This window comes from Variovorax beijingensis, assembly GCF_003951285.1.
Classification (GTDB): domain Bacteria; phylum Pseudomonadota; class Gammaproteobacteria; order Burkholderiales; family Burkholderiaceae_C; genus Variovorax; species Variovorax beijingensis.
In genome coordinates, this window is the sequence record NZ_RXFQ01000008.1 from 101,932 (window position 1) to 120,300 (window position 18,369).

Annotated in this window: 22 protein-coding genes; 4 read left to right on the forward strand and 18 right to left on the reverse strand. The window is 67.3% G+C overall.

What is annotated here, in order from left to right; genetic code table 11:
- Positions 1–483 carry a GNAT family N-acetyltransferase gene (locus EJO66_RS15650; protein ID WP_125965653.1) on the forward strand — a complete coding sequence of 161 codons (483 nt, stop codon included), beginning with the start codon at positions 1–3 and terminating at the stop codon, positions 481–483.
- Between the two features lie 80 nt (positions 484–563).
- Here EJO66_RS15650 and EJO66_RS15655 read toward each other — a convergent pair whose 3' ends face one another.
- The 9 genes from EJO66_RS15655 to lexA form a co-directional block, all read right to left on the reverse strand.
- A complete protein-coding gene (locus tag EJO66_RS15655; RefSeq protein WP_124960559.1) occupies positions 564–1,835 on the reverse strand; it encodes an acyl-CoA dehydrogenase family protein in 1,272 nt (423 codons plus the stop codon).
- Positions 1,836–1,865: 30 nt separating this feature from the next.
- Positions 1,866–2,954 carry a phosphotransferase gene (locus EJO66_RS15660; RefSeq protein ID WP_124960560.1) on the reverse strand — a complete coding sequence of 363 codons (1,089 nt, stop codon included), beginning with the start codon at positions 2,952–2,954 and terminating at the stop codon, positions 1,866–1,868.
- 1 nt (position 2,955) lies between these two features.
- Positions 2,956–3,675 carry a Crp/Fnr family transcriptional regulator gene (locus EJO66_RS15665; RefSeq protein WP_012747738.1) on the reverse strand — a complete coding sequence of 240 codons (720 nt, stop codon included), beginning with the start codon at positions 3,673–3,675 and terminating at the stop codon, positions 2,956–2,958.
- 59 nt (positions 3,676–3,734) lie between these two features.
- Positions 3,735–4,514, reverse strand: a complete 780-nt coding sequence (locus EJO66_RS15670; protein ID WP_125965562.1) for an oxepin-CoA hydrolase, alternative type — start codon at positions 4,512–4,514, stop codon at positions 3,735–3,737.
- Between the two features lie 31 nt (positions 4,515–4,545).
- A complete protein-coding gene (locus tag EJO66_RS15675) occupies positions 4,546–6,066 on the reverse strand; it encodes a 3-hydroxyacyl-CoA dehydrogenase (RefSeq protein ID WP_125965563.1) in 1,521 nt (506 codons plus the stop codon).
- A 135-nt stretch (positions 6,067–6,201) separates the two neighbouring features.
- Positions 6,202–7,362 carry an MFS transporter gene (locus EJO66_RS15680; RefSeq protein WP_124960563.1) on the reverse strand — a complete coding sequence of 387 codons (1,161 nt, stop codon included), beginning with the start codon at positions 7,360–7,362 and terminating at the stop codon, positions 6,202–6,204.
- A 4-nt stretch (positions 7,363–7,366) separates the two neighbouring features.
- Positions 7,367–8,374: a D-2-hydroxyacid dehydrogenase family protein gene (locus tag EJO66_RS15685; protein WP_012747742.1), complete on the reverse strand. Its 1,008-nt coding sequence runs from the start codon at positions 8,372–8,374 to the stop codon at positions 7,367–7,369.
- A gap of 91 nt (positions 8,375–8,465) precedes the next feature.
- Positions 8,466–8,834, reverse strand: coding sequence for a hypothetical protein (locus EJO66_RS15690; protein ID WP_124960564.1), 369 nt, complete (start codon positions 8,832–8,834; stop codon positions 8,466–8,468).
- 128 nt (positions 8,835–8,962) lie between these two features.
- Entirely contained in the window at positions 8,963–9,646 is a 684-nt protein-coding gene (lexA, locus tag EJO66_RS15695) for a transcriptional repressor LexA (protein ID WP_012747744.1), read from the reverse strand.
- Positions 9,647–9,719: 73 nt separating this feature from the next.
- Between lexA and EJO66_RS15700 the strand changes: the two genes are divergently transcribed.
- Positions 9,720–10,709 (forward strand): asparaginase, encoded by a 990-nt coding sequence (locus EJO66_RS15700; RefSeq protein WP_125965564.1) that lies wholly within the window; start codon positions 9,720–9,722, stop codon positions 10,707–10,709.
- A 29-nt stretch (positions 10,710–10,738) separates the two neighbouring features.
- Here EJO66_RS15700 and adk read toward each other — a convergent pair whose 3' ends face one another.
- The 6 genes from adk to EJO66_RS15730 form a co-directional block, all read right to left on the reverse strand.
- A complete protein-coding gene (gene adk, locus EJO66_RS15705) occupies positions 10,739–11,395 on the reverse strand; it encodes an adenylate kinase (protein WP_124960566.1) in 657 nt (218 codons plus the stop codon).
- A 136-nt stretch (positions 11,396–11,531) separates the two neighbouring features.
- Entirely contained in the window at positions 11,532–12,305 is a 774-nt protein-coding gene (gene kdsB / locus EJO66_RS15710; RefSeq protein WP_124960567.1) for a 3-deoxy-manno-octulosonate cytidylyltransferase, read from the reverse strand.
- Positions 12,302–12,484, reverse strand: coding sequence for a Trm112 family protein (locus tag EJO66_RS15715; protein WP_007836935.1), 183 nt, complete (start codon positions 12,482–12,484; stop codon positions 12,302–12,304). Before EJO66_RS15715 ends, kdsB begins: the two co-directional genes overlap by 4 nt.
- Positions 12,465–13,505, reverse strand: coding sequence for a tetraacyldisaccharide 4'-kinase (lpxK, locus tag EJO66_RS15720; protein ID WP_124960568.1), 1,041 nt, complete (start codon positions 13,503–13,505; stop codon positions 12,465–12,467). Before lpxK ends, EJO66_RS15715 begins: the two co-directional genes overlap by 20 nt.
- Positions 13,506–13,931, reverse strand: coding sequence for an ExbD/TolR family protein (locus EJO66_RS15725; protein WP_399281637.1), 426 nt, complete (start codon positions 13,929–13,931; stop codon positions 13,506–13,508).
- Positions 13,932–14,001: 70 nt separating this feature from the next.
- On the reverse strand, positions 14,002–14,634 hold the full coding sequence (locus EJO66_RS15730; protein WP_124960573.1) for a MotA/TolQ/ExbB proton channel family protein: 633 nt from the start codon (positions 14,632–14,634) through the stop codon (positions 14,002–14,004).
- A 313-nt stretch (positions 14,635–14,947) separates the two neighbouring features.
- On the opposite strand from EJO66_RS15730, the gene xseA reads away from it, so the two are divergent.
- Both xseA and EJO66_RS15740 read left to right on the forward strand, forming a co-directional pair.
- Entirely contained in the window at positions 14,948–16,258 is a 1,311-nt protein-coding gene (xseA, locus tag EJO66_RS15735) for an exodeoxyribonuclease VII large subunit (RefSeq protein WP_125965654.1), read from the forward strand.
- A 50-nt stretch (positions 16,259–16,308) separates the two neighbouring features.
- Positions 16,309–16,890, forward strand: coding sequence for a superoxide dismutase (locus EJO66_RS15740; protein WP_125965565.1), 582 nt, complete (start codon positions 16,309–16,311; stop codon positions 16,888–16,890).
- Positions 16,891–16,967: 77 nt separating this feature from the next.
- On the opposite strand, the gene EJO66_RS15745 is transcribed toward EJO66_RS15740, so the two are convergent.
- The 3 genes from EJO66_RS15745 to EJO66_RS15755 all read right to left on the reverse strand — a co-directional run bounded on the left by EJO66_RS15745 (position 16,968) and on the right by EJO66_RS15755 (position 18,207).
- On the reverse strand, positions 16,968–17,429 hold the full coding sequence (locus EJO66_RS15745) for a DUF192 domain-containing protein (RefSeq protein WP_124959519.1): 462 nt from the start codon (positions 17,427–17,429) through the stop codon (positions 16,968–16,970).
- Between the two features lie 93 nt (positions 17,430–17,522).
- Positions 17,523–17,717, reverse strand: a complete 195-nt coding sequence (locus tag EJO66_RS15750; RefSeq protein WP_124959520.1) for a hypothetical protein — start codon at positions 17,715–17,717, stop codon at positions 17,523–17,525.
- Positions 17,718–17,868: 151 nt separating this feature from the next.
- Positions 17,869–18,207 (reverse strand): cell envelope biogenesis protein TolA, encoded by a 339-nt coding sequence (locus tag EJO66_RS15755; protein WP_124959521.1) that lies wholly within the window; start codon positions 18,205–18,207, stop codon positions 17,869–17,871.
- Between the last annotated feature and the right edge of the window lie 162 nt (positions 18,208–18,369).

Here is an 18,369-nt window from a genome sequence, read left to right on the forward strand (position 1 = left end):
ATGGTCGAGGTTGTCCTGGCGGATTACGGCAACGCCGCCCACGCAGCCGCCCTGGTCGACCTGCTCGACGCCTACGCACGCGATCCCGCGGGCGGCGGCACGCCGCTCGAAGCGGGCGTACTGGCCGGGCTGCCTGCGGCGCTGGCCGCGCGGCCGCAAGCCTTCAGCGTGCTCGCGTACGACGGGCAAACGCCTGTGGGCCTGGTCAACTGCATCGAAGGGTTCTCGACCTTTGCCTGCAAGCCGCTGGTCAATGTGCACGACGTGGTCGTGCTGCACAGCCATCGCGGCCGGCGCATCGCGCAGCGCATGCTTGCGCGGGTGGAGCAGGAGGCCCGCGCGCGTGGCGCCTGCAAGCTCACGCTCGAAGTGCTGTCGGGCAATGCGCCGGCGCTGCGCAGCTACGAGCGCGAGGGGTTCGCCGGCTATCAGCTCGACCCGGCGTTCGGGCGCGCCGTGTTTCTGCAGAAGAAGCTCCTCTGAAGTAAAAAGGGCCGAGGCGCATTGATCGCCGTCGGCCCTCACCCTAACCCTCTCCCCGAGGGGAGAGGGGGCAAGACAGATCAGAAACGCGTGACGGGCATATCCGCATCGACCTTGTTCGGCGAGTACTTGCCCAGTTCCCACTTGGCGATCGCGTTGCGGTGCACTTCGTCCGGGCCGTCCGCAAAGCGCAGCGTGCGGGCGCCAGCGTAGGCATAGGCCAGCGGAAAGTCGTCGCACATGCCGCCGCCGCCATGCGCCTGCATGGCCCAGTCGATCACCTGGCAGGCCATGCTCGGCGCCACCACCTTGATCATCGCGATCTCGTTCTTTGCGACCTTGTTGCCGGCCACGTCCATCAGCCATGCGGCCTTGAGCGTGAGCAGGCGCGCCATGTCGATCTTGCAGCGCGCTTCGGCGATGCGTTCCTGCGTGACGGTCTGTGAGGCGACGGTCTTGCCGAAGGCCACGCGCGAGGAGGCGCGCCTGCACATCAGCTCGAGCGCGCGCTCGGCCAGGCCGATCAGGCGCATGCAATGGTGGATGCGTCCGGGGCCGAGGCGGCCCTGGGCGATCTCGAAGCCGCGGCCTTCGCCGAGCAGCATGTTGTCGGCTGGCACGCGCACGTTCTCGAAATACATCTCGACGTGGCCGTGCGGCGCGTCGTCGTAGCCCATCACATTGAGCGGGCGCACGATGCGGATGCCCTTGGCATCGGCCGGCACGATGATCATGCTCTGCTGCGAATGCCGCGGCGCATCGGGGTCGCTCTTGCCCATGGTGATGAAGACGGCGCAGCGCGGATCGGCGGCGCCCGAGATCCACCACTTGCGGCCATTGATCACGTACTCGTCGCCCTGGCGCTCGATGCGGGTCGAGATGTTGGTGGCATCGCTCGATGCAACGTCGGGCTCGGTCATGGCGAAGGCCGAGCGGATCTGGCCTTCGAGCAGCGGCTTGAGCCAGCGCGCCTTGATGGCTTCGGAGCCGTAGCGGGCAATGGTCTCCATGTTGCCGGTGTCCGGCGCCGAGCAGTTGAAGGCTTCCGAGGCCCATGGCACGCGGCCCATGATCTCGGCCAGCGGCGCGTATTCCTGGTTGGTGAGGCCGGCGCCTTCGTAGCCCGAGGCGGCCGCGCTGTCGACCGGCAGGAACAGGTTCCACAGGCCCTGGGCCTTGGCCTTTTCCTTGAGCTTCTCGACGGTCTTGAGCGCGGTCCAGCGCTTGCCCGCGGCCGTGTTGGCGGCCAGCTCGGCTGAATACTCGGCTTCGGCCGGATAGATGTGCGCGTCCATGAATGCGCTCACGCGCTTCTGGAGCTCCTTGGTTTTTGCCGAGTATTCGAAGTCCATCGTCTGTCTCCTGGTGGGGTGTGGGGGCGGTTATGCCTTTTGGGCAAACTGCCAGGCCATTTCGGCCATGGGGCGCGCGCCGCGGCCCGAGGCCACGGCTTGCTCGCTCGATGCGGTGCCTGCCTCGACCCGCTTGGCAATGCCTTGCAGGATCGCGGCCATGCGGAACAGGTTGTAGGCCTGGTAGAAATTCCAGTCGGGCGCCAGCGCCTCGGGCGTGGTGAGTCCGGTGCGTTCGCAGTACTTGCGGATGTATTCGCTTTCGGTCGGAATGCCCAGGCTCCTGTGGTCCAGCCCGCCGATGCCGCGGAACGATGCGCCCGAGATGTGCCACGACATGCAGTGGTAGCTGAAGTCGGCCAGCGGATGGCCGAGCGTCGAGAGCTCCCAGTCGAGCACGGCAATCGCGCGCGGCTCGGTGGCGTGGAACATGAGGTTGTCGAGCCGGAAGTCGCCATGCACGATGGACACCATCTTCTCGTCGCGCGCGCTTTGCGGCATGTGGGCCGGCAGCCATTCCATGAGCTTGTCCATCTCGGGGATGGGCTGCGTGATGGACGCCACGTATTGCTTGCTCCAGCGGCCGATCTGGCGCTCGAAGTAGTTGCCGGGCTTGCCGTAGTCCGCGAGGCCGCGCTCGGCGAACTTCACGGTGTGCAGCGCCGCGATGACGCGGTTCATCTCGTCGTAGATGGCCGTGCGCTCGGCGTTGTCCATGCCGGGCAGCGCCTGGTCCCACAGCACGCGGCCCTGCATGAACTCCATCACATAGAAGGCGCGGCCGATCACGGCTTCGTCCTCGCACAGGCAGTGCATGCGCGGCACGGGCACGTCGGTGCCGGCCAGGCCGCTCATGACCTTGAATTCGCGCTCCACGGCATGGGCCGAGGGCAGCAGCTTGGCAACCGGGCCCGGCTTGGCACGCATCACGTAGCTCTGCGTGGGCGTGACGAGCTTGTAGGTCGGGTTCGATTGCCCGCCCTTGAACATCTCGACCGTCAGCGGGCCCTTGAAGCCGTCGAGGTTCTTCGCCAGCCAGGCTGCGAGCGCCTCGACGTCGAAGGCATGCTGCTGCGAGACCGCACGGGTGCCGATGAAGTTGGAGAAGTCCTGGCTCATGTCAATGATCTGCTTCCGAGACCCGCATCAATGCCGCGCGGTCCAATACGACCAGGCCGCCCGGCTCGATGCGGATGGTGCCCTCGCGTTCCATGGTCTTGAGTTCCTGGTTGACGCGCTGGCGCGAGGCGCCGAGCAACTGGGCGAGTTCTTCCTGCGCGAGCTGCAGGCCAATGCGCATCTGGCTGCCGTCTTCCAGGTTGGGCACGCCGTAGCTGCGCACCAGGTGGATGAGCTGCTTGGCCAGGCGTGCACGCAGGGGCAGGGTGTTGAGGTCTTCCACCAGCCCGAACAGCGTGCGGATGCGGCGCGCCTGCAGCCGCATCAACGCTTCGTACAGCTCCACGTGCGCGGCCAGGATCTTCTGGAAGTCGGCCCGCGCCACGCACAGGATGGTGGTGTCCCCATGCGCATAGGCATCGTGCGTGCGCCGATCCCCGTCGAACATCGCCACGTCGCCGAACCAGATGCCCGGCTCCACGTAGGTCAGCGTCACCTGCTTGCCCGAGACGGCCGTCGAACTGACGCGCACCGCGCCCTTGGCGCAGGCGATCCAGTGGTCGGGAGGGTCGCCGCGGGCAGCGATCAGGTCGCCGTCCTTGAAGCGTTTGACAAAGGCGCATCGGAGAATGTCGTGCCGTAGCGATGGAGAAAGAGAAGAAAACCAGCGACCACTGTTGATCGCTTCACGTTCTTCGATGGTAAGAATGGGGTCGTCCATTGGTCTGTCCTGTCGGCGACTGAAAAACTGGAGGGTGTCGCAGGAGCGACGGCGTGCCGCTACTCGTAGCGCGGTGGTTTCTTCTCGATGAACGCGGCAATGCCGATGCCGGCATTCGGGTGGTGCAGGTTGCGCACGAAATGGTCGCGCTCCTGCGAGAGCTGCGATGCGAATGTGGCGCCGGGCGCTTCGCTGAGCAGTTCCTTGATGCTGGCCAGCGAATTGGGCGCGCGCTCGTTGAGCCGGGCCGCCAGCGCCAGGGCGCCTGCAAGCGCCTGGCCGTGTTCGCTCAGTTCATTGACCAGCCCGAGCGCATGCAGCCGCGGCGCGCCGATGCGCTCGCCGCACATCAGCCACTCGCTGGCCAGCTGGCGCGGCAATGCACGCGCCAGCTGCCAGCTCAGGCCGCCGTCGGGCGAAAGCGCCACGTTGCTGTACGACGCCGCAAAGACCGCGTCGCGCGCGGCCACCACGAAATCGCAGGCCAGTGCCAGCGAGAAGCCGGCGCCTGCGGCCGCGCCTTCGACCGCCGCGATGATGGGCTTTGGGAAGGCGCGGATCGAGTCGATCCAGTTGTGCAGGCCCTCGATGCTTTCGGCCTGTACCGAAGGGGCGCGCTGCCGGTTGTCGGACAGCCGCTGCAGCGAGCCGCCGGCGCAGAACCATGCGCCTTCGCCCACGATGACGACGCTGCGGATCTCGTCGCTGCTCTCGGCGCCGTTGAGCGCCTCGATGCCCGCGGCGTAGATCTCGGGGCCCAGTGCATTGCGCTGGGTCGGGTTGGCGATCGTCAGCACCATGGTGCGTCCCTCGCTGGTGCTCTTCAGTTCGGCGGTCATCGCTGTGATGCTTTCGTTGGTGTTGGTCTGCTTATTCTTCTTCGTGCAGCAGGCTCAGGCCGATCGCGCCGCGGCGGCGCAGCCAGGGGCTCGGGCGATAGCGCGGATCGCCGTAGACGGTCTGCAGGTTGAACAGCACCTCGAGCATGTTGGTCGGGCCGTACAGGTTGCCCATGGCCAGCGGGCCGCGCGGATAGCCCAGGCCCAACTGGACAGCGGTTTCCAGGTCGGCTGGCGAGCAGACGCGCTGCTGGCACATGTCGGCGGCAATGTTCACGATGGTGCCGATCACGCGCTGCGTCACGAAGCCGCCGCTGTCGCGGATCACGCTCACGGCCTTTGCATCGCGCGCGAAGAGCGCATGCGCCGCATCGCGGATGTCGCGCCGGGTGGCGGGGTTGGTGGCGAGCACGCGGCGTTTGGTGGCGGCATCGTCGATCAGCATGTCGATGCCCATGGTGCGCGTGGCGTCCAGCCGTTCCACCGCGGCTACCGTGGTCACATCGAAGCCCAGCGGCGCCACCAGGATCAGCGACGTGGGCGCCGCCGTGGCGCCGCTGTCGATCTGCGCGCCCAGCGCGTTCACCAGCCGCAGCAGCTCGGCCCGGCGCGCGGCGCGGGGCGAAACCCAGACCGAGGGCATCGCCGCCACCACCGGCGCAGCCGGCTCGGCGGTCTGCTGCATCACGCCGTCGTTGTAGCGGTAGAAGCCTTCATTGGTCTTGCGCCCGAGCACGCCGGCCGCAAGCCGCTGGGCAGTGATCACGCTGGGCCGGAAGCGCGGCTCCTCGTAGTACTGGTGGTAGATCGACTCCATCACCGGATGCGACACATCGAGCGCGGTCAGGTCCATCAGCTCGAAGGGGCCCAGGCGAAAGCCGGCCTGCTCCTTCAGGATGCGGTCGATGGTGGCGAAATCGGCCACGCCTTCGCCGACGATGCGCAGTGCTTCCGTGCCATAGCCGCGGCCCGCGTGATTGACGATGAAGCCCGGCGTGTCCTGCGCCTGCACGGCGCTGTGGCCCATCTGCACCGCATAGCCTGCGAGCTGCTTGCAGACCTCGGCCGAAGTCTTGAAGCCGGCAACCACCTCGACCACCTTCATCAGCGGCACCGGGTTGAAGAAGTGAAAGCCCGCCACGCGCTGCGGATGCGCGAGCCCGGCCGCAATGGCCGTGACCGATAGCGACGAGGTGTTGGTGGCGAGCGTGGCCGTGGGCGCGACGACTGCTTCGAGCTCGCGGAACAGCTTGCGCTTGACCTCGAGGTCTTCGACAACTGCCTCGATCACCAGGTCGCACTGGGCCAGCGCCCCGACCGAGTCGACCGCCCTCACGCGGGCGATCTGCGCATCGCGCGCCGCGGCGTCGATCTTGCCCTTCTCGTGCAGCTTGTTCCATTGGGCCGCGAGGGCTTCGCGTCCGCGTTCGGCGGCACCTGCAAAACTGTCGAGCAGCAGTACTTCGCTGCCTGCCTGGGCCGCGATCTGTGCGATGCCTCGGCCCATGGCGCCGGCGCCGACGACGCCGATCCGGGTGTAGTTGACTGTCATTGGAAAAAAGATCTTCGCTGGTTGGTGGGTGTCCGGGTCCGCCTGCAGGCACCGGGCCCGGAGTTTGCGCAGCCTTCGATTTTGCAGCCATCGGCCACAGGGCCATGCCGGGTTTTACGCGGGGCCGCCGCGCGATCAGGCCGGCCGGCGGCTGCGGTCGATGGCCACGCTCAGGCCGATGGCCGCAAGCAGCAGGGCAAAACCGGCCCAGTTCATCCACGCCACCGCGTCGTTGGCGAGCAGCCATCCACCCAGCCCGGCCCCCACCGCCTGCCCGACATAGATGCCGGAGCTGTTCAGCGCCACCGAGCCCGGTGCGAGCGCGGGGGCCAGGCCGACCAGCCGCGCCTGCTGTGCCGAATTGGTCGCAAAGCAGCCCAGGCCCCAGGGCACGAGCACCGCCGCCAGCCACGGCAGCGTGCCGGCCCATGGCCACAGGAACAGGCTCAACGCGATCAGCGAACTCGTCAGCAGCACCATGCGGCCCGCGCCGACGCGGTCGATGAACCGGCTCACGAGCATGTTGCCCGCGAGGCCGAACACGCCGAACAGCGCCCACATCAGGCTCAGCGTGGTGGGGTCCGCGCCGAAGTCCCGCTTCAGGATCGGCCCGAAATAGCTGAACAGCACGAACTGGCCGGCCCCCTGCAGCGCCGTGACCGAGACGATGCCCATCAGCACCGGGCTGCGCAGCACGCGCGACCAGGCTGCCGCCGTCAGCGCCGCGGGACGGATCCCTTGCGGCAGGGTCAGCCAGATCGATGCCGCGCTCGCGATGCTCAGCAGCGCGATCGCCCCGAAAGCCATGCGCCAGCCGAGATGGCCGCCCACCAGCGCACCGATGGGCAGTCCGAGCACCGAGGCCAGCGACCAGCCCAGGAAGACGAAGGTCACGGCGCGGCCGCGATGCTCCGGCGGCACCAGCATGCCGGCGCAGGCCGCGGCCTGGGGCGTGAAGATCGCAGGCGCCACCACCGTGAGCATGCGCACCGGCAGCAGGGCGCCGAAGCTCGGCATCAGGGCCGCAACGGCGTGCCCGGCCGCGTACCAGAGCAAGGTGAGGGCGAGCAGCTGGCGGCGGTCCCAGCCTGCGACCGCTGCCGCCAGCAGTGGCGCGCCCAGGCACATCACGACCGCGGCGACCGTGATCAGCTGGCCCGCTGTCGCCACCGAGACAGACAGCGACGCGCTGATTTCATTGAGCGTGCCGGGCACCACCATCACGCCCGTGCCGATCACGAAGTTGCCGGCCAGCAAGGCCCACAGTGCGCCCCGGGGCGCGGCCCGGCGGCTCATGCGGTCACCGGCGAACCTGCAGCGCGCCGGGATTCACGATGTTGGTGGGATTGCCCTTGATGAAACTCACGACATTGTCGAAAGCCTGGCCGAAGTAGCTTTCGTAGCTGTCCTGCTCGACATAGCCGATGTGCGGCGTGCAGATGCAGTTCTCCAGCCGCAGCAGCGCATGGCCCTGCAGCGGCGGCTCGCTCTCGAACACGTCGACGGCCGCCAGCCCGGGCCGGCCGCGGTTGAGCGCAGCGAGCAGGGCGTCGGCCTCGACCAGTTCGGCACGGGAGGTGTTGACGAAGAGCGCCGTCGGCTTCATGCGCGAAAGATCCTCGAGCTTGACCAGGCCGGTGGTTTCCTCGTTGAGCCGCAGATGTACCGACAGCACGTCGGCCGCGGCGAAGAACTCGTGGCGGTTCTGCGCCACCTGGAAGCCGTCGGAGCGGGCCTTGGCGCAGCTTGCCTCGCGCCCCCAGATCACCACCTGCATGCCGAAGGCCTGCCCGTAGCGCGCCACCAGCTGGCCGATGCGGCCATAGCCCCAGATGCAGAGCGTCTTGCCCTTGAGCACCGAGCCCAGCCCGAAATTGGGCGGCATGGAGGCCGATTTGAGCCCCGATTGCTGCCAGGCCCCGTGCTTGAGGTTGCTGATGTACTGCGGCAGGCGGCGCATGGCCGCCATGATCAGCGCCCAGGTCAGCTCGGCAGGCGCCTGGGGCGAGCCGGTGCCCTCGGCCACCGCCACCCCGCGTTCCGTGCAGGCCGTGACATCGATATGGCCGCCGACGCGTCCGGTTTGCGAAATGAGCTTGAGCTTGGGAAGCTTTTCGATCAGCTGGCGAGAGATGTGGGTGCGCTCGCGGATCAGCACGATCACGTCGGCATCCTTCAGCCGAACCGAGAGTTGGCCGATGCCCTTGACCGTGTTGGTGTAGACCTTGGCTGCGTACGCGTCCAGCTTGGCGGCGCAGCGCAGCTTGCGCACGGCGTCCTGGTAATCGTCGAGGATCACAATGTTCATGGCGTGCCATTGTGCCTCGCAGCATTGGCATGACGCGCGTGTGAACGTTTGGATACCCACCCCGGGTAACGGTCACCGGGGGTGCACGGGTTCAGTGCAGCTGGGTGGAGCGGGGCGTGGCGCTGATGGTTTCCATCGCCTCGAGTGCCGCCAGGCGGTCGAGTTCGGCACAGACATCGGCCATGCGGCCCGAAATCACCATGCGGTTGGTGCTGCGCCCTTCGCCCTGGTGGCCGTCGACCACACGAATGACGCGCAGCGGCCGCACGGGCGCCGGCGCCGCGCTGGGGGCTGCCGCGTGGGCGCGGGCCGTGCAGGCCGGCCGGACCGCAACGTAGCGCAAGCCGGCGGAGGTGCTGCCGGTCTCGCGGCGAGCCGGGCGGCGTGCCGGCAGCAGCCGGCTTGCAAGCGATTGCAGCGGCATCCACAAATCAGCGATGGCGAGGAGGGCGATTCCCATGTGAACTCCAAAAAAGTCTGAGGTTGAACACAGGCAGGATTTCTTTGAATGGACGCAACAGGGTGATGGCGACAACGCGCCATACGCCCGCCACCTGTTGCGGCCGGATGGGGTGCAGGCCGCGCGGCCTACATCAGCATGGTGTTGCGGATCAGGCCCACCGCCAGTCCTTCGATCTCGAAGGGCTCGCCGGGCTGAACCACGATGGTCGGGTAGTCGGGGTTTTCTGCATGCAGCTCGATGACCTGCTTGTTGCGCTTGAGGCGCTTGACCGTGACTTCGTCGCCCAGGCGGGCCACCACGATCTGGCCGTTGCGCGCCTCCTTGGTGGCCTGGACCGCGAGCAGGTCGCCGTCCATGATGCCGGCGTCGCGCATGGACATGCCGCGCACCTTGAGCAGGTAGTCGGGCTGGCGCTGGAACAGCGTGTTCTCGACGTAATAGGTCTGGTCGACATGCTCCTGCGCGAGGATGGGCGAGCCCGCCGCCACGCGACCGATGAGCGGCAGCGCGAGCTGCGACATGCCGGGCAGCGAGAGGGAGAACTGGCCGCCTTCACGGTGGCGCGACTCGTTGAGCGAACGCAGCGCGTCGCCCTTGAGCCGGATGCCGCGCGAAGTGCCGCTCACGAGTTCGATCACGCCCTTGCGGGCCAGGGCCTGCAGGTGCTCCTCGGCGGCATTGGCCGACTTGAAACCCAGCTCATTGGCGATTTCGGCCCGCGTGGGCGGAGCGCCGGTACGGGCGATGGCGCTCTGGATCAAGTCCAGGATCTGCTGCTGGCGGGCGGTAAGCTTCACGGCGAACTGCATATGTGGTTCCTTGCGGCACTGGCTGAATATCCAGTACCTGTATTTTTAACCAGTTTTTAAAAGTTGGCAACCCATGGTTAATTCCCTTTCGCCCAGCCTGCGGCGCGTCGTGGTCCTGGGCACTGGCGGCACCATCGCAGGCCGGGCGGCGAGCGGCACCGACAACATCGGCTACACCGCTGGAGAGGTGGGTGTGGCGGACCTGCTCGGCGGCATCGATGCGCCCGCCGGCCTGGCGCTCGTGGCGGAGCAGGTGGCGCAACTCGACAGCAAGGACATGGCTTTCGACGTCTGGCTGCAGCTCGCCAGGCGCTGCGCCTTCTGGCTGGCCGAGGCCGACGTGGCGGGCGTGGTGATCACGCACGGCACCGACACCATCGAGGAAACGGCTTTCTTTCTCCAGGCGGTGCTTGCGCCCGGCAAGCCCGTGGTGCTCACCTGCGCCATGCGCCCGGCCAGCTCGCTCTCTCCCGATGGTCCGCAGAACGTGCGCGATGCCATCGCCGTCGCGGCCACGCCGGCGGCGCACGGCGTGACGGTGGTCTGCGCGGGTGCCATCCACGGTGCGCTGGATGTGCAGAAGGTGCACACCTACCGCCCGGATGCGTTTTCATCGGGCGATGCAGGACCGGTCGGCTACGTGGAAGAGGGCGCGGTGCGGCGCCTGCGCGACTGGCCGCAGCCGGTGTGTGCGGTTCCGAAAATTCCCGAGGCAAAGGCAGGTGCGGCGATGCGCTGGCCCCGGGTCGAGATCGTCACCAGCCATGCAGGCGCAAGCGGCGCGCTCATCGACCTGCTGTTGCAGGAGCGGGCAGCGGGCGTTGCCGAACCGGTTCGCGGGCTGGTTGTGGCCGCGACCGGCAATGGCACGGTGCACCAGGCGCTCGAGGCCGCCGCCCTGCGGGCGCAGGATGCCGGCGTGGCGGTGCTGCGTGCAACCCGTTGCGCAAACGGACGCATCCTGCCGAAGCCCGGCGATCTGCTGCGGGACGCGGGTGCGCTGACGCCGGTCAAGGCGCGCATCGCGCTGATGCTGCAACTGCTCGGAACGGCGGCCGCCTGAGCGCGGCGGCCACGGGCAGCCGACGAGATTCAGCTGCTGAGGGCCGCGAGCGCGCGCTGCGTGATCTCGTCGACGCTGCCGACGCCCTTGATGGCGCGGTACTTCGGCGCCGAGGCCGGATCGGCCTTGGCCCAGGCCGAGTAGTAGTCGACCAGCGGACGCGTCTGCTGGCTGTAGACCTCGAGCCGCTTGCGCACGGTTTCTTCCTCGTCGTCCTTGCGCTGGATCAGGTCTTCGCCCGTGACGTCGTCCTTGCCCTCGACCTTGGGCGGGTTGAACTTGACGTGGTAGGTGCGGCCCGACGCAGGATGCGAGCGGCGGCCGCTCATGCGTTCGATGATGTCGCTGAACGGCACGTCGATTTCGAGCACGTAGTCGAGCTTGACGCCGGCCGCCTTCATGGCGTCGGCCTGCGGGATGGTGCGCGGGAAGCCGTCGAACAGGAAACCGCCGGTGCAATCGGGTTGCGCGATGCGTTCCTTCACGAGGTTGATGATCAGGTCGTCGCTCACGAGGCCACCCGACTCCATGACGGCCTTGGCCTGCTGTCCGAGCGGGGTGCCGGCCTTCACTGCGGCGCGCAGCATGTCGCCGGTCGAAATCTGAGGAATGCCGTATTTCTGGCAGATGAAGGCCGCTTGCGTGCCTTTGCCCGCCCCGGGCGCGCCCAGCAAAATTAGTCTCATGGTGTCCTCGGAGGGTTCTTCGATCTTGTGTCGCGCCAAGCGTCAGCCCGGGAGCGGGGCAAGGCGGAATTGCGTCGAGGATAGCATGCGAGCACGTGAAGAATTTCCGCCGCTACCCCCGCCGCAGCGCACTTTTTCAGCGCGCCGGATCGGCGGCGAAGGCCGCGCGCACGCGCTCGAGGTCCGCGGGGGTATCGACGCCGGGCCCAGGTGCGACGTGGCTGACGTGCACCGCGATGCGATGCCCGTGCCACAGCGCGCGCAGCTGTTCGAGTGCTTCGGTGGCCTCGACGGGTGCGGGTGCCAGCGAAGGAAAGCTGCGCACGAAGCCGGCGCGGTAGCCGTAGATGCCGATATGCCGCAGCGGCGCCGGTGCGGGCAGCACGGAGGGTGGCGCACCGTTGGCGGAACCGTCGCGCCACCACGGAATGGGCGCGCGGCTGAAATACAGCGCGTTGCCCTGTGCATCGAGCACCACCTTCACCACGTTCGGATTCAGGAAGTCGTCGAGCGAGTCGATCTCGTGGGCCGCCGTGCTCATGTCGGCCTCAGGATGCGCCGCCAGTGCGGATGCCACGGCGTCGATGAGCGCAGGGTCGATCAGCGGCTCGTCGCCCTGGACGTTGACGACGATGTCGCTGCCGTCCAGCCCCAATTGCTCGCAGGCTTCGGCCAGGCGGTCGGAGCCGCTCGGGTGGTCCTGGCGGGTCAGGATGGCTTCCACGCCATGTGTCCTGCATGCCGCGACGATGGACGCATTGTCCCCGGCCACCACCACGCGCGTGGCTGCGGATTGGCTGGCACGCCGGGCCACGCGCACCACCATGGGCAGGCCGGCAATGTCGGCCAGCGGCTTGTTGGGCAGCCGCGTCGAAGCCAGCCGGGCTGGCACCAGGACGGTGAAGCTCACAGCCCCAGCTCTTCGTCGGACAGCGTGCGGGCTTCGTTCTCGAGCAGCACGGGAATGCCGTCGCGCACCGGATAGGCCAGGCGTGCGCTGCGCGAGCAGAGCTCCTGCTTCTCCGGGTTCCAGGTCAGCGGGCCCTTGGTGACGGGGCAGACGAGCAGTTCAAGCAGCTTGGTATCCATCGAGCGATGATAGCTTTGCGTCGAGCGCGGCAAAGAATTCCGGCGAGGGTGCGAAGTCCAGCGGCACTGCAAGCGCGTCGGGCGCCCTGGGCCACAGCTTGACGGCATCTTTTTCGGTGCAGACGAGACGCCGCCCAGTGTGGGCGGGGCGCTGCCAGCCATCGAAATCGTAGTGGTCCGGCAGGGCGATCGTCTCGGCAAGCGTCAGTCCGCGCGCCCGCAGCATGCCGAAGAACGCTTCGGGCCGTGCGATGGCCGCCAGCGCGATCACCGGTTCGCCGGCAAGCGCATCGAGCGGGGTGCGTTTCCCGTCGCTCGCCACGGCGTCCAGCGCCAGCGCGCGGGTTGCGGTGTATCCGCTCTCGAACGCGGGGTGCTCTCCACTGTGGAGCACCAGGTCGCACGGGCGCGGCCAGCGCTCGCGCAGCGGGCCCGCGGGCAGCCGCCAGCCGTTGCCCACGCCGCGGTCGTCGAACACGCAGATCTCGATGTCGCGCGCAAGCGCCAGGTGCTGCAGCCCGTCGTCGCTCACGATGACCTGCGTGGCCGGGTGCCGGGCGAGCAGGGAGCGCGCGGCCTCGATGCGGCGCCGCGCCACGAACACCGGCGCGCCGGTGGCGCGGCGAATCAGGAGCGGTTCGTCGCCGACATCCTGGGCGTTGCTTTGGTCCTGCACTTCGCGGCAGTCGCCTGTGCGGCGGCCATGGCCGCGCGACACCACGCCGGCGCGCAGGCCGCGGGCCTGCAGATGCCGGACAACCGCCATCACGACCGGGGTCTTGCCGGCGCCGCCGGCAATCACGTTGCCGACCACGATCACCGGCACCTGGACGCGTTCGGTCGTGCGCCATCCGATTTGGTAGAGCCAGCGCCGCAGCCCGAAAAGCGCTGCGTAGAGCAACGACAGGGGCCACAGCAGGCAGGCCAGTGCGCCGCGATGCAGCCAGGCACGCTGCAGCCGCGAGGCCGGCACAGCGATCGAGCCGGTGGTGCCGGTGGTGCTGCGGCCCTGCGACGGCACTCAGTGCCCTGCTTGCGCCGTCGACTGGGCTGCGAAAGTGATCTGCACCAGGCCCACGCGGCGCGCGGCTTCCATCACCGTGATCACGGCCTGGTGCGGGCTGCTGGCGTCGGCGCTGATGACGACCACGCTGTCCTTGCCGCCAGTGGCTGCTGCCCCGAGTGCGGCGGCCACGGTGTCCACGTTGCGGTCGGCCACGGGTTTCTTGTTGATCGAGTAGCGGCCGTCGGCGGAGACCGCGACGATCACTTCCTTGGGGTAGTCGCGCTGCGAATCGACGTCCGCCGTTGGCAGCCGAAGCTGCATTTCGGTGAACTTGCTGTAGGTGGTCGACAGCATCAGGAAGATCAGGACGACCAGCAGCACGTCGATGAACGGGATCAGGTTGATCTCCGGCTCGTCGCGCGCGCCATGGCGAAACTGCATGCGGCCGCGGGTCATGGCAAGCCTCCGCCGGGCAGCGCTGCACACGCAGTGGCAAGTGACGCGAAGCCGATCATTTCCGCAACGCGTTCAAATGTCGGGCGAAGCGCTCGCCCGACAGTTCGAGATTGAGCAGGTATTCGTCGACCCGGCTGCGGAAATAGCGCCAGAAGATCAAGGTCGGAATGGCCACGATCAGGCCGAAAGCCGTGTTGTAGAGCGCAATCGAAATGCCGTGCGCCAGCTGCGCGGGATTCCCGGAGCCCACCGCGCCGCTGCCGGGCGATTGAGACCCGAAAATCTCGATCATGCCGATGACCGTGCCCAGAAGGCCGAGCAGCGGCGCCGCCGATGCAATGGTGGCCAGCGCCGGCAGGTAGCGCTCCAGCTTGTGCGCCACGGTGCGGCCCGAGGCCTCCATGGCCGCGCGCAGGTCTTCCTCGGTGCAGCGCGGATTGGCATTGAGCGCCCGCAGGCCGGCGGCCAGCACCTGTCCGAGCATCGAGTTGCGCTCGAGCTTGGTCACCACGTCGGGCCCGGGTACGGCGCCGTGCGACACGGTAATGGCCTCGTCGAGCAGCTTGGGCGGCAGAACCCTCACGGTCTTGAGGCTTGTGAAACGTTCGATAACCAAGGCGAGCGCGATGATCGAACAGGCGAGCAATGGCCAAATCGGCCAGCCCGCGGCAACTATGATGGAAAACAAGGAATCCTCCGGCCCCGTAGACTGCAAATGCGCGGCGATTATCCCCCGAGGCCACCATAGCCACGCGGCTTGTTTGCATGTCAGCGAAGACGCACAGATTCTGTGGATAACTTTGTGATTAACCCGCTGCGCAACTTGTCCGGACCCGCATGGGGCGGGCCTCCCGCTAGATCGATTGAATTTTGAGCAGTGCTTTTTCCAATGAAATCAACAGCTTGCACGGCAAACCGTGCACCTGTTCCGCATCGAGGCCGCGGCACCGAGGCCGGGCAACCTGCTGTGGAAGAGTGGCCGCCGGCCGCGCGGGCGTCCTGTGAACCTGCGTGACTCGAATCCAACGCCGGGCCCGCGGATCTGGGCTGTCGGCGCGCTGTGCCGAGCGGTGGCCGATGCGCTCGATGCGCGCTTCAACCCGGTCGCGGTGCGCGGGGAGATTTCCGGCTTTTCGCGTGCGTCGAGTGGACATTGTTACTTCGCGCTCAAGGACCCGTCCGGCCAGCTGCGCTGCGCGATGTTCCGGCGCGCGGCGGGCTTGCTCGATTTTTCCCCTCGCGACGGCGACCAGGTCGAGGTGCGCGGGCGGCTGGCGGTGTACGAGCCCCGCGGCGACCTGCAACTGGTGGTCGAAAGCCTGCAGCGCGCCGGCCAGGGTGCGCTGTTCGAGCAATTCCTGCAGCGCAAGGCGCGTCTCGAGGCCGAGGGGCTCTTCGATCCGGAACGCAAGCGGGCGCTGCCCGTCATGCCGCGCGCGGTCGGCCTCGTCACCTCGCTCGGCGCTGCGGCGCTGCACGACGTGGTCACGGCGCTGAGGCGGCGGGTGCCGCACATTCCCGTCGTCCTGGCGCCGGCGGCGGTGCAGGGCGCCAATGCACCGGCGGAACTCGTGCGCGCGCTGCAATCGCTGTACGCGCTGCAGCCGGCCGTCGATGTGATCCTGCTGGTGCGCGGGGGCGGCTCCATCGAGGATCTCTGGGCGTTCAATGATGAAGCCCTGGCGCGCACCATCGTCCAAAGCCCGGTTCCGCTGATTTGCGGCGTCGGCCACGAAACCGACTTCACTATCGCCGACTTCTGCGCCGACCTGCGTGCGCCGACGCCCACGGCGGCGGCGGAACTCGTCAGCGCGCCCCAGGCGATATGGCTCGGTGCGCTCGACCTGTTGGGCGAGCGGCTCGACGATGCGCTGGGTGCGCGTCTTGATGTGCTGGGGCAGCGCCTCGACCAGGCGGCAGCGCGCCTGGGACGGCCCTCCGGACTGGTGGCCCGCCAGCAGCTGCGGCTCGCTCACCATTCGCAGCGGCTGCGCTATGCGCTGCTGTCCAGGGCCGAGCGGCTTGCTCAGGTGCCGCGTGCAATCTCCGCCGATTTCCCGCTCAAGCTCGAGCGCGCGATGGCTCAGCGGCGCGAGCGGCTGGAACGGGTTGCTCTGCGCCTGCGGCTGCTCGATCCTGCGCTGGTGCTCCAGCGCGGCTATGCCTGGCTCACCGATGCCGACGGCCGCGCGATCGTCAGCGCAAAGAAGCTGAGTGCGGGCGACGCCGTGGTCGCACGGCTCACCGATGGATCGGTCGACCTGACCGTGACGCCCGGCAAAACGGGAACGCGTCCGACGCCCGGTACGTAATTCCTTTCTAGAATCCTTTATTCCCCACAACCAACCCACGAGAAAAAACCATGGAACATGTGCTCCCACCCCTGCCATACGCCCTCGACGCGCTGGCACCCGAGTACTCGAAGGAAACCCTCGAGTACCACTACGGCAAGCACCACAACGCCTACGTGGTGAACCTCAACAACCTGCAAAAGGGCACCGAGTTCGAGTCGATGCCCCTGGAGGACATCGTCAAGAAGTCCAGCGGCGGCATCTACAACAACGCCGCCCAGATCTGGAACCACACCTTCTTCTGGAGCTGCATGAAGCCCCAGGGCGGCGGTGCTCCGAGCGGTGCGCTGGCCAAGGCCATCGATGCCAAGTGGGGCAGCTACGACGCCTTCAAGGAAGCGTTCGTGAAGTCGGCCGTGGGCAACTTCGGCTCGGGCTGGACCTGGCTGGTGAAGAAGGCCGATGGCTCGCTGGACATCGTGAACATGGGCGCCGCGGGCACGCCGCTGACCACCGGCGACACCCCGGTGCTGACGGTGGACGTCTGGGAGCACGCCTACTACATCGACTACCGCAACCTGCGCCCGAAGTTCGTCGAGACCTTCCTGGCCAAGCTGGTGAACTGGGACTTCGCAGCAAAGAACTTCGGCTGAGCCGGGCTCTCCCAATGAAAAAGCCGACCCGAGGGTCGGCTTTTTTGTGGTCCGGAGGAAGGCGGGCGCTCAGCCGCTCAGCGCTTGGAAGCGGCGAACAGCTCGCCGCCGAGCTTGGCGCCCTTCTTGATGTTCTTCTTGGCGAACCAGCCCTGGTTCATCTCGAGCACGAAGCGCACGGGCTCCTCGGAGCAGTGGGAGTTCTCGGTCATGGGCTGCATGTCGGCCAGGTTGACGATGCGGCCGTCATCCGCCACGAAGGCGGCGGTCAGCGGCAGCAGCGTGTTGCGCATCCAGAAGCACTGGGTGGCCGGCTGGTCGAAAACGAAGATCATGCCTTCGGCCTGTGGCATCTCCTTGCGGAACATCAAGCCGATCTCCCGCTGCCGGGGCGTCTGTGCGACTTGCGCATCGATCGTATACAGGCCTACGGACAGCTTGGTGCGTTGCAGGTCGGTCTGGGGTTGCTGCTGTGCCTGCGCGGAGGAGCCCATCAGGGCGGCGGCGAGCAGGAGCAGGGCGGCAAAACGCTGGAACATCGGGGCTTCTTTCAGGACGGGGCCCAAGGATTCGAGGACGCCGGGCCAATAAAAATGCCCGCTGATGCGGGCATTGCCGGTGAATCTGGAAGCTTACACCTTCTTGGCTGCAGCCGTGTGCGCCTTGGCCACGTGATGGCGAGCCTTGTGCTTCTTGACGGCGTGCTTCGCTGGTTGCTTCGCCTTGTGAACGGCGGCAGGTGCGACCGGTGCCGGTGCGGGCGGGGTTTGCGCGAATGCGCCGGCTGCGAAGAGACCGGCGACGAGGGCTGCGAGCAGCTTGTTCATGAGACATCCTTTGAGATTGTTGATATGGATCACCTTCCTGAAGAAGGTCAATCCTCAACGGAGCCTGCTGCCCCCGGTTGACAGCCGTCTCGCCCACGGCAGACGAAAAAAAACGCTCCGAAGAGCGTTTCTTTTCAGGGCCAGGGCTGGCTTACTTGGCGCCCGGCATGTCGGGCGTACCGCCTTGGGTGGCCTTGCGCTTCACGCTGCCGTCCTTGTTGCGACGGCGATCGTCGCGGGTCTGGGCGCGCTTTTCGCCAGCAACGCCAGCCTTGTCGGCGCCGAACGTGCCGCCTTCGGGCGTCTTGGCGATGTCGCCAGCGGGAGGGGCCACTTGGCCTGCGGGCTTGGCTTCCTTCTTGGCTTCGGCGCGGGCTTGCGGCTTGCTGTTGGTGGCGTTCCCTTGCTCGGGCGTGGTGCCGGTGGGGTTCTGGGCGTAAGCGCCAGCGGCGAACAGGCCAGCGATCATGATTGCGAGAATTTTGCTCATTGATGATTCCTCTATCGAGAATTGGTTGGAAACGCCTCCCGGCGAGCAGAAGGTCAGCCACTAACGAGACCATTGTCTCTTAGGTTGACAAACGCCAGCTGATGGGTTGCGTCTAAAATGTACAGCGATTTGTTCGCGGGCTGTACAGCGATTCCCCATCGC